General features: G+C 65.0%; 21 protein-coding genes. 20 read left to right on the plus strand and 1 reads right to left on the minus strand.

Features of this window, described 5'->3' with window-relative positions:
• Positions 1-27: 27 nt before the first annotated feature.
• From D3218_RS19780 to D3218_RS19525, 3 genes are all read left to right on the plus strand, one after another.
• Complete coding sequence (locus tag D3218_RS19780) at positions 28-174, plus strand: hypothetical protein (RefSeq protein ID WP_168990516.1); 147 nt, start codon at positions 28-30, stop codon at positions 172-174.
• A gap of 182 nt (positions 175-356) precedes the next feature.
• Positions 357-1,007 (plus strand): hypothetical protein, encoded by a 651-nt coding sequence (locus D3218_RS19520; protein ID WP_136625095.1) that lies wholly within the window; start codon positions 357-359, stop codon positions 1,005-1,007.
• Positions 965-1,315: a hypothetical protein gene (locus D3218_RS19525; protein ID WP_136625096.1), complete on the plus strand. Its 351-nt coding sequence runs from the start codon at positions 965-967 to the stop codon at positions 1,313-1,315. The genes D3218_RS19520 and D3218_RS19525 overlap by 43 nt, the downstream gene beginning before the upstream one ends.
• A 63-nt stretch (positions 1,316-1,378) precedes the next feature.
• On the opposite strand, the gene D3218_RS19530 is transcribed toward D3218_RS19525, so the two are convergent.
• Positions 1,379-1,714, minus strand: coding sequence for a hypothetical protein (locus D3218_RS19530; RefSeq protein WP_136625097.1), 336 nt, complete (start codon positions 1,712-1,714; stop codon positions 1,379-1,381).
• A 21-nt stretch (positions 1,715-1,735) separates the two neighbouring features.
• On the opposite strand from D3218_RS19530, the gene D3218_RS13105 reads away from it, so the two are divergent.
• The 17 genes from D3218_RS13105 to D3218_RS13180 all read left to right on the plus strand — a co-directional run bounded on the left by D3218_RS13105 (position 1,736) and on the right by D3218_RS13180 (position 14,520).
• Positions 1,736-3,697, plus strand: a complete 1,962-nt coding sequence (locus tag D3218_RS13105) for a tape measure protein (RefSeq protein WP_119540527.1) — start codon at positions 1,736-1,738, stop codon at positions 3,695-3,697.
• On the plus strand, positions 3,694-4,287 hold the full coding sequence (locus tag D3218_RS13110) for a phage baseplate protein (protein ID WP_119540528.1): 594 nt from the start codon (positions 3,694-3,696) through the stop codon (positions 4,285-4,287). The genes D3218_RS13105 and D3218_RS13110 overlap by 4 nt, the downstream gene beginning before the upstream one ends.
• The gene (locus tag D3218_RS13115) at positions 4,287-4,610 is read left to right on the plus strand and encodes a phage baseplate plug family protein (protein WP_119540529.1); all 324 of its coding nucleotides are present in this window, start codon (positions 4,287-4,289) and stop codon (positions 4,608-4,610) included. Before D3218_RS13110 ends, D3218_RS13115 begins: the two co-directional genes overlap by 1 nt.
• A gap of 7 nt (positions 4,611-4,617) precedes the next feature.
• Positions 4,618-5,544: a phage protein gene (locus D3218_RS13120; protein WP_119540530.1), complete on the plus strand. Its 927-nt coding sequence runs from the start codon at positions 4,618-4,620 to the stop codon at positions 5,542-5,544.
• A gap of 1 nt (position 5,545) precedes the next feature.
• Entirely contained in the window at positions 5,546-6,208 is a 663-nt protein-coding gene (locus D3218_RS13125) for a Gp138 family membrane-puncturing spike protein (protein ID WP_119540531.1), read from the plus strand.
• A complete protein-coding gene (locus tag D3218_RS13130) occupies positions 6,205-6,573 on the plus strand; it encodes a contractile injection system sheath initiator (protein ID WP_119540532.1) in 369 nt (122 codons plus the stop codon). The genes D3218_RS13125 and D3218_RS13130 overlap by 4 nt, the downstream gene beginning before the upstream one ends.
• Positions 6,570-7,472, plus strand: coding sequence for a hypothetical protein (locus tag D3218_RS13135; RefSeq protein WP_119540533.1), 903 nt, complete (start codon positions 6,570-6,572; stop codon positions 7,470-7,472). Before D3218_RS13130 ends, D3218_RS13135 begins: the two co-directional genes overlap by 4 nt.
• Positions 7,469-8,269, plus strand: coding sequence for a baseplate wedge 1 family protein (locus tag D3218_RS13140; protein WP_119540534.1), 801 nt, complete (start codon positions 7,469-7,471; stop codon positions 8,267-8,269). Before D3218_RS13135 ends, D3218_RS13140 begins: the two co-directional genes overlap by 4 nt.
• A 10-nt stretch (positions 8,270-8,279) precedes the next feature.
• Positions 8,280-9,242 carry a hypothetical protein gene (locus D3218_RS13145; RefSeq protein WP_136625098.1) on the plus strand — a complete coding sequence of 321 codons (963 nt, stop codon included), beginning with the start codon at positions 8,280-8,282 and terminating at the stop codon, positions 9,240-9,242.
• A 3-nt stretch (positions 9,243-9,245) separates the two neighbouring features.
• Complete coding sequence (locus tag D3218_RS13150) at positions 9,246-9,566, plus strand: hypothetical protein (RefSeq protein ID WP_119540536.1); 321 nt, start codon at positions 9,246-9,248, stop codon at positions 9,564-9,566.
• 3 nt (positions 9,567-9,569) lie between these two features.
• A complete protein-coding gene (locus D3218_RS13155) occupies positions 9,570-9,881 on the plus strand; it encodes a hypothetical protein (protein WP_119540537.1) in 312 nt (103 codons plus the stop codon).
• A complete protein-coding gene (locus D3218_RS20400) occupies positions 9,881-10,537 on the plus strand; it encodes a glycine-rich domain-containing protein (protein WP_483458056.1) in 657 nt (218 codons plus the stop codon). Before D3218_RS13155 ends, D3218_RS20400 begins: the two co-directional genes overlap by 1 nt.
• Entirely contained in the window at positions 10,534-11,154 is a 621-nt protein-coding gene (locus D3218_RS13160; protein WP_119540538.1) for a DUF4376 domain-containing protein, read from the plus strand. Before D3218_RS20400 ends, D3218_RS13160 begins: the two co-directional genes overlap by 4 nt.
• Before the next feature lie 3 nt (positions 11,155-11,157).
• A complete protein-coding gene (locus D3218_RS13165) occupies positions 11,158-11,649 on the plus strand; it encodes a hypothetical protein (RefSeq protein WP_119540539.1) in 492 nt (163 codons plus the stop codon).
• Entirely contained in the window at positions 11,650-12,000 is a 351-nt protein-coding gene (locus tag D3218_RS13170; protein WP_119540540.1) for a DUF1353 domain-containing protein, read from the plus strand.
• Positions 12,001-12,069: 69 nt separating this feature from the next.
• A complete protein-coding gene (locus tag D3218_RS13175; RefSeq protein ID WP_119540541.1) occupies positions 12,070-12,387 on the plus strand; it encodes a hypothetical protein in 318 nt (105 codons plus the stop codon).
• 36 nt (positions 12,388-12,423) lie between these two features.
• Positions 12,424-14,520 carry a polysaccharide deacetylase family protein gene (locus tag D3218_RS13180; protein WP_119540542.1) on the plus strand — a complete coding sequence of 699 codons (2,097 nt, stop codon included), beginning with the start codon at positions 12,424-12,426 and terminating at the stop codon, positions 14,518-14,520.
• The last annotated feature ends 215 nt before the right edge of the window (positions 14,521-14,735 follow it).

The following is a 14,735-nucleotide window of genomic DNA, read 5'->3' on the forward strand; positions in this document are numbered from 1 at the left end:
CGGATCGCGCCGAATCTCGCCACGGAAATGATGCTGTGGCGGCCGGTTCTGGCCGAGCCGCCGATTTACACCCTGGCCGACCTTCGCCAGTGGGTGACCATCGCCGACGTCATGGACGCCAACGAGGCGCTCGACCTGAAGGCGGCCATGGCGGACCGCGTGAGGCGGGACTGAGGGCGCAACCGTCAACGGATGACGGTGAGGGGCTTCGCTGATGCATGCGTGTCAGGTTTTCAACAGGCTATGCCATTTCGTGATGTGGCCTTCGCCTGGATTCGACGTTTCAGCCGCCATAGCTTAGTGCTTGTTTGATTGGTTAGAGTGGCAGTCTCGCTGGCGTACTGCGGAGAACGTCGATGCTGCATTTCATGAAGGAAGCTTTCGAGACAGCAGATGCGCTGTCCGTTCGCCACCCCTTGCCTTCAGCCAACGTCACCTCACGCGCCTTTCTCAGCAATCTCAAGGACCACGTGAGTAGCGAAGAGCGTAAGGGCCGCGAAATGCTGGCTCGCGCGCGCCAGCAGGCGGTGGATATGCGATCTGCAGCTCAACAGCTCATGTCCACCGAAGGATCGCTCGAATGGATTTGGCGTGCGCGTCAGCGCTTCGTTGTCCTGAACCAGCAGTTGGAGGGTGATATTCGCGTCATCGACATGCAGATGCGCGAATTCCTGCATCGCTTCGACGCACAAGCACGCGAGATCGGACGCCTGAATTCCGGTTTAGGACGCGCGATCAGGAAGCTGAATCGTCGGTACTATGCGGCTATCGGGATGTTCCGGACGGGGCAGATTGAACTGCTGCTGGAAGGAAAGCGTCTACAGGCCGATCTGGAGGTTCGTCTGCGGTCGGATGGTTGGGAGGGCGAATCCTACGTCTTCACACACCGCGATCGGCGATTGACGGACGAGCGACAGTCACGCATCCGAAGCCGCATCGGCCAGCCTTCGCAGGAAGCGATCGCATGGGCAAAAGCTTCTGCAGATCGGCTGAAGCTCAACAGGTGAGACGTACTGTCGATATCTCATTCGTAGAGGATGCTGCTGTCACAGACGCCTTGGACGGGGCATTGTTCGAATGGCAGGAGCCAGGGGTTAGGGCTTGGGAGGCGATCACCTGGGCCATCCTAGACAACCCGGAAGTGGGCATGCCAGTGACCGAATCCGGGAATCTGCGACTCGTGGAGTATCCCGGATCGGTTGACGATAATGAGCCGACCGTTTTCCTCCTGTACGAACGAACTGCGATCAACCGCATAACGCTCGTGGACGTGAAATTCACACAGTCCAAATATCAACAGGCGGGCAAAGCCTGAGGCATCGCAGAGCCGGCGGCATCCACCGCCGGCTTTTTGATGCCTTGCCGTGAGTGGGGGTGGTCACCCTGGAACGACGCACTCCGCATAGCCGATCTCGGTCATTCGATCAGGCGTGACGTTGGCAGCGTCCCACACGCGAATGAAGATGCGGCGCATCTCCGGCGTGCCTTCGACAAACTCAAGCGACCCGCATGCGGCTTTCGCTAAGCCGTCGCGGTTCTGCCCGTTGTTCTGAACGAACAGCCAGAGAGACCCAGGCTGGCCCCAGCTTATGTCGCGGATCTGAGGAACCGACGACGGCAGTTTGGTTAGGACCGCCTCTTCCCATGCGCCAGCCATAGCCGGCGTTGCGGATGCGATTAGCACTGCGCCAAGCAGCCAAGATTTCATGCTCATGTTCTCTCCGAGGTTCGCATCGTGATTGTCGACGAACTGATCGCCGTCCTAGGATTCGATCTTAGGGGCAAGGGCGACCTCGACCAATTCAACAAGGGTCTGGAGAACGCCGAAGGCAACGCGAAGTCGTTCGTTGTCGGTCTGACGAAGCTCGCAGCTGCTGCTACGGCGGCGTTCGCAGCGATCGGCGGCATCTCCGCGCTCGGCGGGGGCATCTCCAGCTTTATCTCGGGCGCCACGCAGACCGGCCGCACGTTCGAGGAGCTCGAAGTCCGCCTGAAGGCGCTTGAGGGCTCGTCCGAAGGTGCCAAGAAGGCGATGGACTGGATCGCGGACTTCGCGGTCCGGACGCCTCTGGAGTTGCAGCAGGTCATCGACGCGTACGCTGACATGAAGGCGTTCGGCCTCGACCCGACCAACGGCGCGCTTCAGGCAGTCACGGACGCCATGGCGGCCACGGGCGGCGGCGCTGAGAAGCTTGGCGGCATCACTCTCGCGCTCGGGCAGGCGTGGACGAAGCAGAAGCTTCAGGGCGAAGAGGCCATGCAACTCCTCGAGCGCGGCGTGCCGGTCTGGGATCTGCTGTCGCAAGGCCTCGGCAAGACGGTCGCCGAGGTCCAAGAGCTGTCGTCGAAGGGCAAGCTCGGGCGAAAGGAGATCCAGCTCCTCATCGACATGATCGGGAAGCGATATGCCGGCGCCTCCGAGGACTACGCCCGGACGTTCAGCGGCATCCTGTCGAACCTCTCCGACAACTGGACACGGTTCCTGCGGACGGTCGCCGACGGGGGCTATTACGAAGACATCAAGCGCCGCCTGCAAGGGCTGCTCGACTTCGTAAACGCCGGCTGGGCGGACGGGACGTTCGAGCGTATCGGCCAGCGCATCTCTCGCGTGATGGTTCGGTCGATGGACATCGCCGCGCATGTCGCCACCCAGGCCTACCGGATCGGCCGCGGATTCTACTACGCCGCCGACGCCATCGTCTCGCTGACGGCCAAGATCAGCGGTCTGCCCAAGGCCTTCGCGGCCGCCGGCATCGGTGCAGGCCTGATCGCATCCTCGGCGCTCGGTCGAGGTACGCTGATGGCGATCGCTCGTCGCGTGCCTGCCATTGCCGCCCTGCTGGTGATGGACGACATCATTTCGGGCCTCTCCGGCGACAAGTCGATGACCGGCGCCATGCCCGGTGGTGAGGACGCTCTGCAGCACATCCGCGACCAGTTCGCCGAGGTCCGTGCGGCGGCGGACGAACTAGCCGGCACGCTGAACGGCGTCTTCGGCATCAACGTAGGAGCCGGGCAGGGACAGCTTGAGGCCTTCTTCGCGGCGGCCAAGGACTTCGCTCAGGGCCGCGTGGTCCAGGCGTTCAACGACTTCGGCGATCGGATCGGCTACGTCGCGGACGCTCTCCGGGGCATCGCGCTGGCGATCCAGAACCCGGAAGAGGCCATGACCCGCTTCGTCGATGCCGCGATCGCGCAGATCGACCGGCTGGTGGCGGCCATTGATGACAGCCTGGGTGGCGCCCTGACGAAGTTCGGTCTGATAGGCGAAATCAAAGTCGGCCCGGCGCTCCCGCCCACGCTCTCGGTCGGCGGCGGCGCGGGGAAATCAATGCCGGCGCCTGCCAACTTCGACGCTGACGGAAGCCTTACACGGGATGGCATGGTCCAAGCCGAAGGTCTGAAACGAGACTACGGCGTCGATCCCTCGTCGCTCGCCGATGCCGCTTCGTGGGCGGCCAAAGCCATCTCGTCCGTTCAGGCCTTCCTTGAGCCCGCTGCGGCCGCGAAGTCCGCACTCATGGATCTAGAGCGGACTGTGCAGGCGCGCGCGGACCTCGACATCAATCCGATCCTGCAGAAGGTCGAGCAGGCAAAAGACGCCATCCGGTCGCTGCAGACGGTCGGCATGGTTGGAACCGGTGGGCACGGCATCGCGCCTACAAGGACACAACCCAACGCCATCGGTGGCACATGAGCGCGATCGCCTTCAACCGCGCCATCGGGCCGGTCGCCATCGACGTCGTGATCACGGAGCGGCACGAATCCACCCTGGAAATCGCAACCAACCCGATCGAGGCCGGCGCGGACATCGCGGATCACGCCTACATGGCGCCGCGCGTGCTGGTGCTCGACATCGCGGACGAGAGCGCTGCGCTGACGTGGCAGGCGCTGCGGCGTCTTCAGGAAAGCCGGGTGCCGTTCACGGTCGTCTCGGGGCTCGACGTCTACACGAACCTCCTGATCCGGAACATGAGCGCGGAGCGGAGCGCCGACTACGGCAACATCCTGCGCAACCGCATCGAGCTCCAGGAAGTGATCCTCGTCGACACCGGACAGGCTGCGGCATCGGACGGCGGCGGATCGCAGAAGAGCGAACGGGGCGGGAAAGCTGCTCCAGGCAGCAAGGGAAGCCGTAGGAGCGCGGTTCCGGCCTCGTCGCGCGCATCTGGGCAGGCGACGCAGGATCGCGCTGCACAGACTGTCCAGCGGGGCGACAGCGTGACCAAGCCGGTGGACGCACAACGCGGATCCTCGCTGCTGTTCCAGATTTTCGGGGGGACGTGATGCGCGAGTTCGTCATCACCGACCTGCCGGACCAGCAGTTCACCGTCATCCTGAATGGCCGGCGCTGCACGATCCGGCTGCGCTACAACGTCTCCGCGGATCGCTGGATGATGGATCTGTCCATTGACGAGGCGCCCGTGCTGACCGGTCGCAAGCTGGTGCTCGACACGGACTTGCTCGCGCCCTTCGACTTCGGGCTCGGTACGATCTTCCTGTCCGATCTCGGATCAGGGGCTCAGCCGGATCGCAAGGCGCTGCCGGAAGGCCGGGTGCGCATGTTCCACGCCACAGCCGAAGAGATGACCGCGGCGCGCGCGGCGTAGAGGTTTCATGCTGCAGTACCTTCGGAAGATCCGCGTCACCTTCCAGGGGGCGTCGGGCGGCTTCGTCGTGAACCCTGGCAACGAGACCGGGGACCAGCTTCGGGTATCGTTCTCGGTGTCGAAGGACATCTCGGGCGAAGCGAACGAAGCCAGCATCGAAATCTGGAACCTCGCCAAGGATCACCGGAACGCCGTCGGCAAAGAGCTGGATCAGGTGACGCTTGAGGCCGGCTACATCCCGCCTGCGATGCTGGCCGGCGGTGGCGGGTCGTCGAACGTCGGCATCATCTTCAAGGGCCGGCTGCGGGACGTCGAGCACCGCCGCGAAGGCGCCGACATCGTCACGCGCATATCATGCGGCGACGGCGACGCAGCGCTGCGCAAGGCCGTCATCTCGAAGACTTTCAAGGCCGGCACGCCGGTCAAGGAGGTGGTCGAAGCGCTGCAGAAGGAGTTCGAGAAGGAGGGCGTGGACCGCGGAGAGTGGAAGGGGCTCGACGATCTACCGCCTTTCAAGCGGCCTTATTCGATGTGCGGATCGTGCTCGCGCGAGATGGACCGGATCGGTCGCTCGCACCGCCTCTACTGGTCCTCGCAGAACGAGGCGATCGAGATCATCCCAAGCGACGCCGCGATCGAGTCCTCGGCCTTCATCAGCGCCCGCACGGGCATGGTCGACACGCCGACGATCACCGACAACGGCGTGCGCGTCACCGCGCTGCTGAACCCCGAGATCCGTCCGAACCGCAAGGTCATCGTCGAGAGCGAGACCCTGGAGATGAACGGCGAGGGCGGCGCCTACCGCGTGTCCTCCGCCACCTACAACGGCGACAACCGAGACGGCGACTTCACCGTGACCATCGTCGGCGAGCGCTTCGAGAGCGGCAAGGTCGACGAGGGCATCGGTGTGCCGCCGCGCAAGAAAGGGGGCTGATGTGTCGGGCAACCTCGGCAAGACCACGAACAATCCGCAGACGGCGATCGGCGTGCTGGCGCAGGCAGAGCGCGAAGACCAGTGGGGCGAGATGCCCGGCCGGGTCGTGTCGTTCGATGCGGCGAAGCAGACCGCGACCATCCAGCCGCTGTATCGCAAGCGCCTGAACGGCACACCGACTGACTTACCCGAGCTGCTCGAGGTGCCAGTGCGCTTCCCGCGCGCCGGCGGCTTCGTCATCACCACCCCGATCAAGGCCGGCGACCCGGTGACGCTGCGCCCGCAGATGCGGTCGTCCGAGACCTACCATGCGGCCGACGGCGCCTATGCCGCGTCCGACACCCGGTCCTTCAACCTGTCGGACATGGAAGCCTTCCTCGACGGCGGTGAAAGCCTGTCCGACCCGATCCCGAACTTCAACTCGCAGAACATGGAGATCCGGTCCGCCGACGGCCGCTTCGCCATGGAGATGAGCGAGGACGGCAAGTTCAAGATGCGCGGCGCGGCCGGCAACTGGTTCGATCTCATGGCGGCGCTGGCCGAGCTTCTCGCCGCCGACACGCTGGTCATCAAGTACGGATCCTCGGCCGGATCGGGCCACGCGCTGGAGAACCAGGCTGCCTACGCCGAGATCGCCGGCAAGCTGCGCGAGATGGCGCTGTGACGCCGGTCGCGCGCGTCGGGCTGGCGCTGGACCCGGCAACGAACGACCTCTTCCTGACGGCTTCCGGCGACCTCGCACTAGCGACCGACGCCCAGGCCGTCAGCCAGCACGCCAAGCAGCGGCTCATGACCTTCCAGGGGGAATGGTTCCTCGACACGACGGCGGGCGTGCCCTGGATCGAAGAGATCCTTGGTAAGAGGCCAGCCCTGACCTTGGCCGAGGGCGTCATCAAGGCCGAGATCCTTGATACCGACGGCGTGACGGCGATCAACGAGTTCGCCATCCGCTTCCGTGCCGGCGATCGGCGCCTGGACGTGCCCAAGGCGAACATCTCGACCGAATACGATGAGGACCAGCCGCTATGAACTTCGGGGTTCAGCCGACGGGCTTCGTCCGCAAGAACACTGCGCAGATCCTCGACGAGGTCGAGCAGCAGCTGGTGACCGAGTTCGGGCCCGGCGTCATCCAGACCCCGCAGTCGCCGCTTGGGCAGATCAACGGCCTGTTCGCTGACCTCGTTTCGGAGCTGTGGGAGCTCGGCGAGGACATCTACCAGTCCTACGACCCCGATCAGGCGGAAGGCACGCGGCTGGACATCCTCGGCCGCTTGCGGCTGGTCGCGAGGCCCGGTGGACTGCCGGATGCCCGCTTCCGCAGCGCCATCACCAACGAGGGCACCGCACGGATCACCCTGGCCGATCTCGTGACCGCCGTGCGCGCGGTCGATGGTGTGACCTGGGGCGTCGCCTTCGTCAACGAGACGGGCGCCCAGGACGACAACGGCATGCCGCCGAACAGCATCGCGGTCGCGGCGTTGGGCGGGACGGACGAGCGCATTGCGGACGCCATCAACCGCTTCATTCCGCCGGGCATCTCCAGCTACGGCAATGTCCGGGTGCCGGTGGAAGAGGACGGCTACTGCCGGACGATCAAGATGATCCGCCCGGTCGAGACCGATGTCGAGCTCGTGGTGCGCGTGATCCGCGGCCAGACGCGCAAGGGGTGCCCGTCACCCGCGCCGATGGCGATCGGCCAACTGCTCTACGACCACCTGACGGCCTCCGAGACCCGCCCTTGGAACGGCGAGAACATCACGCCGTACACAATCCGATCCTTCCTCGAGGCGAACTTCGACGGCGTCATCTACGACAGCTTCCAGGCCCGGAAGGCTGAGTTCGACGAGGCCTTCGACAACGTGGTGCCGATCGACTTCTTCGAGATCGCGAACGTGACCTCAATCGGCATCCAGGTGATCAGCGAATGACCTGCGTCGACGACTTCGAGTCCGTCAATCCGAGGCTGGACCGGATCCTCACGCAGTACCGGGAAAGCCCGAAGCTCATTCACCTGATCCGCACGCAACTGCGGCAGGTGGAGATGGTGGCGCAGGCCATCTGCGACCTGCCGAGCTTCTTCGACATCGACACGGCCGTGGGCGACCAGCTGACCTTGCTCGGCAAGCGCCTCGGCTTCCCTCGCGAGCACTGCGTTTGCGTCACGCAGCCGGTGTTCGGTTTCTCCTGCGGGGACGATGACGGGCTGCAGATCCTCGGCTTCTGCGAGGGCGCCTCCTGGCTCGACTGCGGCGTGCTCGGTGTCTCCTACGTGACGATCACCGACGACGAGCTCTACCGGAAGTTCCTGCGGTCGCGGATTTACCAGACGCAGGCCTATTTCGACACGGACAGCCTGAAGACCGTGGTCCGCATGTTCTGGGGCGACCAAGCCATGATCCTCGATCGCAACCGGGGCAGGGTGGTGGTGGCGCCGGGGCGAGACCTGACCGCTGCCGAGAAGGCCGTACTGCAGCTCTACCCGCGCGTGTTGCCGGTGCCGCTCGGCATAGGGATTCGCTTCCACCTCTACTCGGTCACGGCCGTGTTCGGGTTCGGCACCGGCTGGCGAGGCTTCTGCCAGGGCGACGTGACGCCGGGCGATCCGATCCTCACCGAAGACGACAGCCCGATCCTGACCGAACGTGACCGCCCCCTTCTGACGGACGCCGTCGACACGAACCCCGTGTGGATGTGCGCCCTCGACGTCAAACCTTACGATTGCTGAGAGGCGCCAGATGGCAAACTTTGACCCGCCGTTCGCGACAGAGGCCGTGAAGCGGTTCCCGACCAGCGACGAGCGCCAGGACGGTTTCGACTGCGGCCCCGCCGATCGCGAGCTTTTCGACGGCCTCTTTCACCGCATCGAGGCCGAGATCGGCGAGGTCATCAAGTATGCGGGCATCGAGCAGACCGACACTGACCTGACGCAGCTGCGCAAAGCGATCCAGGCGATCATCTCAACGGCGCTGCCTTCGGACGATGGCGAAGAGATCGACCCGACGCAATTTGTACTGATGGCGCAGGCCCGCGCGCGCCTGCCGATCTTCCCCGAGATCAATACCTCGGACGGCCGCATCACGATCGTGGCGGCCGGGACGGGTACGGTGCGCCTGCCGGGAGGCGTGACGTTCACTCACCGCGGCATCTATCCGATCTCGACCACGCAGCAGGATTTCCCGACCGCGCCGAGCAAGGTCTACCACCTGCGCTGGACGCCGGGCGAAAACTTCCAGCTGCGCGATCTTTCGGACACGACGGTCTACAACCCCGGCAGCCTGCCCGAGACGTCCCCAGCGTTCGATAGCAAGTACGACGACATGCTGATCGCGCGTGTGATCACCAACTCATCGAACATCGCGACGATCACGCCGTTGGCGAACAAGAACGTGCTCGCGGGCGAGTTCTTCAACGAGTTTACGTTCCCTCAGCTTCGGCCCGGCGCCGTGTCGGATCCGATCCTGGCTTCGGCGATCGACATCAACTGGGCGCGCACGCCGATGGTCTCCTTCGGCCAGATGGGAGCGAACGGCACAATCTCGCTCGCTGGCAACGTCGACTTCGGCGTGACGGGCAACATTAACAACTTCAAGCGAAGCGAAACCAGCCGCTACAACACGAAGACCGCGCTCCAGGCCTACAATCCGGGATCGCAGAACGCGACAATTTCCGCGCAGTATCAGATCGTGGCGAGGGCATAAGCGATGTCCAACGTCACGATCGGCACACGCATCAGCGAACTGCCGGCGACGAGCTATCCGTCGCTCCAGCACCTCATCCCCGCGTCGAAGGACGGCGAGACGGTCAAGCTCACCATCGAGCAGATCAAGAGCATCCTCGCGCTGGTGGCGGAGGACGTCGCGTTCCGGACCGGCACCGTGGAATCGGCCCTGGCCGCTCTCGTTGATGCGCCGGCGCCGGAGGACTTCACCCAGCAGATCGCCGACCTCTCCGCCGCGTTCGCCGCGCTCCCTGCCGCCGTCTCTGCTTCGGTCTACGAGACCCAGCGCTTCTACGGGATCTGACCCATGGCCGTTCGCCCTGTCATCATCACGAACAAGCCCACCACGACGCTCTCAGACGCCACGACTGTTCCGACCGGCAAGGAATGGATCGCCCGAACCTTCCGCGCCTGCAACAAGTCGCTCAATGATAGCACGGCTACAGTCACGATTGCCGACAGCTACGTCGCCTTCAACGCGACCGTGGGGGTGGGGAAGGCCGTGAACGTGTTCGGACCCGACAGCGCCATCCTGCCAGCCGGCACGCTCATTCGCACCCGCGCGGGCGCCAACGACACGATCGACATCACCATGTTCTTTGATGAGCGGGACGTCTGATGCAGGGCCATGTAGCACAGAGCGTCGGCGGCGCGCTGCCGAGCGGGCTTCAGGCGGCCATCGGCGTCTCCCTGCGTCCAACGGAGCATTATCGCTACGAGCAAGGCTCACACACGTGGACCGCCCCGCGTGACGGGTTCGTGGATCTCACGGCAATTGGGCCGGGGGCTAGTGGTGTATCAACTGGCTCTTCAACAAACGGTCAAGGTGGTGGGTCGGGGGCAACAGGTCGAAGCACGAATATTACAATCTCGGCGGGACAACAAATTCAAGTTGCTGTTGGTGCACCCGGCGCGAGCACTAGTCCGAGCTCGAATCGCCCCGGTCTTCCCGGTGGGGACGTAACATTCACGTTGCCTAGTGGTGCGGTTCTTCGTGCACAGGGTGGGGTCATTGCGTCAAACGCAACCCCTGCCGCTGCCACCGGTTTTCAAGAGAATCGATCCGGTGTTGCTGCTGAAACTGGAAACCGTATTGGCGGGTCGTCTCCAGGCGTCGGGGTATCCGGCTCGCAGATTGAATTTGCAGCGAATAGGGCCGTTGCGACCCAACCCGTTACCCCCGGGAACGGTGGCAACGGAAGCTTGACGAATACTGGCGGCGGAGCTGAAGGCGGCGAAGGCCTCGCACTAATCGATTTTGTGAGCTTCCTATGACCGATCTATACCGCCGGAATCGCGGCGCCCCTGCGGCTCTTCCGCCCGTTGCCTACGACCTCGACAACAACGCCTATACCGCGCCCTACGGGACGGCGGATTTAGCCATGCTCGGGTTCGTCAAGGCGCCGAAGAAGCCGGATGACACCGACACGCAGACGGCCGCTTGGGATGCGAGTGCCGAGAAGTGGGTCATGGTCGACCGGCCGCCCGTCCTAGAGCCATCGCCACCGACTGCCGACGAAGTCGAGGCGGAAAAGGTGCGCCGCATCGAGATCGGTTTCCCATTCATGGGCAAGACGATTCAAAGCCGGCAGGAAGACCGCGAGAACATCGCCGGGGCCAAGTCGGCCGCACAGGACGCCAAGCTTCTCGGTGCTGAGCCCGGCGAACTCAGTTGGCAGAAGCGGCTAGATACGGACAAGGGCGCGGAAATCTTCGCCTGGATCACGGCCGACAACTCCCTGCTGCAGCTTGACGCCGACGCGATGATCGCCATGGGCTACGCCGCCATGCTGCACAAGCAGCGGCTGATCTTCGTGGCGAAGGGGATCAAGGATCGCGTAGCTGCAGGCGAGAGGATCGCCGACGTCACGGCCGACGCGCTTTGGGAGTAAGTCATGACGGGCGAGCGATATAAGCGCATAGCGCAGCCCGGAGACTGCAAGCCCGGCCTACAAGCGGGCGACCATGACGGCTGGCTGCTCTTGGACGGACGAACGATCCGGCGGGCGGCCTATCCGTATTTCTTCACCAAGCTGAAGCTGCCAGGAGACGAGGCGGTGTTGCCGGACGTGCGCGATCGGCTCCTGATGGGAGCTGGCGGCAGGTTGAATGTCGGGGAGAAAGGCGGATCGTCCACCCTGACGCTGACGGCCGATCATCTGCCGGCGCATCGCCATGCGACCGAGAAGGTTACGGCGTCCGCCACACAGCCACAGAAGGCCCTCCTGACAGGTATCGGCGTCGGAGACGTGACGAAGCCGCCAACCGTCTCGATCGCTGCTGGCGGAGCAGAGACGGGCGAGGTCGGCGGCGGCATACCGATCGACCTTCCAACGCCGCCGCATTTGGCGCTCGCCTGGTTCGTATTCACCGGGCAGAGCGGTTAGGTGAGCGCCTACACCGACGCCCCGATCGTCTTCGAGCGGCTGGACGGCATCTTCTACCGCCAGCACGGGCGCACGAGCTGGGAACTCGGGCACAAGGGCTCCGGCCATTGGGAGCATGTCGAGGACGGGACGGTCTTCGACGTCTCGATCCCGTGGTCGCTGCGATGGGCCTTCTCGCCGCGCGATCCACGATACCTGAAGGCGGCCGCGCTCCATGACGAGCTGCTGCGCCGGGGCTTCGACCGCGTCACGGCGGCCGGAGCCTTCAACGAGGCGCTGAAGGCTGACGGCGTGTCCGCCGCGCGCCGACTGGCGATGGTCTCTGCCGTCGCGTTCTACCGCTGGTCCTGACGGGCCGAACCCACAATCCGATCCACTGCCAGGGCGCCCGCGAGGCGCCTTTCTAATAGGAGCATCTCCATGGCCCTCTCTGGTCTCCATGTCGCCTTCGGCTACGCCGGGTTTGCCGGCCCTCTGAGCGCTCGCGCCGCGGCGCTCGCTCGCAAGCCTGTGTCCTCGCAGACCCTCGCGTCGGCGGGCACCAGCACCATCGTCGCTCCGCCTGTCGAGGTCTCGTCCGGTTCGGCGATCGTCAGCCTGCGTTGCTCACAGGACGCGTGGATCGCTGTTGGATCCGCACCGGATGCGACCAACGGGCCGCGTCGTTTCTTGGCCGCGAACACCGATCTCGATCTCCTGTGTTCGGAGAATGACCGGGTCGCCTGGATCGCCGCCTAACTCGCCTCCGAAGCCATCCCGATATCGAGGACAGCTATGCCCCTGAACCTCCCCAAGTCCATCCGCCCCGCCTTGGGGGGCATTCCAGCCTACATCGGCGCCGGTATCGTCGCGCCGGGCGGGGGTGGCATCCTCGGCCCCCTGACGGCATCCTTCACCGCTGGCGCGCCCGCGGGAACGCTGGTAGCTGCCATCACCGGCCTGGCGCAGAACGAGACCATCACCTCCATCACGCCGAACGACGGGAGGCTGGCGCTGGACGGCACACGCAGGAACCTGCTCGTTGGTCTGAGCGCCTCGGCCGCCGGTACGATCGCAGCCACGTTGACAACGAGCCTGGGGCGGGCTTTCGCGATCAATCTGACCGTCACCGGGGCCATTCCCGTCGTCCTCGGCCTCGTCACCAAGACCGCCGACGGCTCGGTGGGGCAGACCTACACCGGCCCGGCCTGGTCGTCGCCACAGTGGTATCGTGAGACGCTGGCGAGCCCGAAGACGCGCACCGCGATCGAGGGCGCGACCGCCCGGACCTACGTCGCCACCGCCGACGACGTCGGCTTCCGCCTCGTGATGGCCGGCACGGACGCCGGCACGGCGAAGGTCGCCGCGCCCTACGCCGTGGTGCTCGCGGCCCCGATCGTGCTGGAGAGCTTCGACAGCGTGGCGAGCCTCTCGGTGTCCACGGCGGGCAATCCGGCGCTCGCGGTGGATACGGCCGACAAGGTGCAGGGCACCGGATCGGTGGTGGCGACCGGCCAGGGCTCCGGCAACCGCCTGATGCGCACGCTCGGCGCCCTGACCGGGATCGCAGGCGTCGGCAACCTCGCCGGGCTCGGCACCCTTGCATGGCTGCGGGAGGAGCTGAACCCCTACGCGTCCCTGGGCGGCGAGGGGTCGATCCGCGTGGACCAGACCACGGGCACGCCGGCTGTCGGTGGGCAGTTGAGCGGTGCGCAGTTTCTGAACGCGCACAAGGGCAAGGTCTGGAACAGCGTCCGGCCGGACCAGCTCGCCTATCTCCAGGCGAAGGACCCGGCCGCCTCATGGAAGGTGTCATTCGACCGCTCGTCTTCCACGAGTGCGCCGCACGTCCAGCGCACACGCTATGACGCACTGATGGCGAAAGCGGGATGTCGCCCGACCCTGATCCTCGGCTTCGATGACGGCCTCAACATCGATGACGCCGTAGCCGAGATGGCAGCCCGCTCGATCGGCGCCACCCTCTACATCCCTTCGGAGGTCATCGACAATCGCTCGTCGTCCAGCATCCTGACCTGGGATGCGGTGAAGGCCTACCAGGCGCAGGGCATGGACATCCAGGCGGACGGCACGCCGGGCGACAGCAGCATGGTGACCGGCAAGGCGAACCCCGCCGAGACCATCGCGCTGCTGAAATCGGGCCGCACGCGCATCATGGAGATGGTGCCGGGGTCCGACCCTCGCCATTTCTGCTACCCCAACGGCCACACGGACGCCTACGTGGCGAACAGCCCGAACTCGATCCCCGACCACCGCGTCTACAAGGGCGGCGCGGCGACGGGAACCAGCGGCTCGTCGGTGCTCACCGGGCTCACCGACACGGCCGGGCTGGCGGCGGGCATGGCGGTGTCGGGCTTCGGCGTGCCCGCCGGCACCCGGATCGCCTCCGTGGACAGCGCCACCCAGATTACGCTGACCAACGCGCTGACGGCGGCGCTCACGACGCTCGCCGTCTGGGACGACAGCGGGCCGTTCTTCCTGGACAAGCTCCAGGACGCGATCCGGGCGGACGGGACGTTCCGCACCGGGCGCACCACCAACTTCGACACGTTCCACTCGCGCTTCGGCATCGCCGGGCGGGACTTCCTGATGCCTGCCTACTCGATGTCGAACGGGACAACCGGGAGCCTAACGCCGGAGCAGCTTGCGGACCAAGCCGTTGCCCGTCTCGACGCAGCGATTGCCCGCCGAGAGAACATCGAGTTCTACCTCCACGCAGTCAAGGAGAACGGCCGCCAGACCCTCGACACGCCGCTCTCCACGTTCAAGACGTTCCTGGACGCCGTCGTGTCGCGGCGGGACGCTGGCTCGCTCGACGTCCTCACCAAGGCGCAGTGGTGGGCGCGCGACGGCGCCGCGAGCTGCCCGGTCTGACGAAACGTAACGACAAAGTACAATCCGCAAACACCTGCGTGATAAGGGTAAATCTGCGGCAATATGCGCCTTTCTCCGATTTTGAATCGACTTATCGGAGATACAGATACAATTCTGCGTTGTTGACGGCAGGCGGAGAAAAGTATGTGTGGCGTACAAGTTCCAGATGCGAGCAAACGTATCATCCGCTCGATCATTCGTGCGCAACGGGAAGC

Source organism: Aureimonas flava (assembly GCF_003583935.1).
Lineage (GTDB): Bacteria > Pseudomonadota > Alphaproteobacteria > Rhizobiales > Rhizobiaceae > Aureimonas > Aureimonas flava.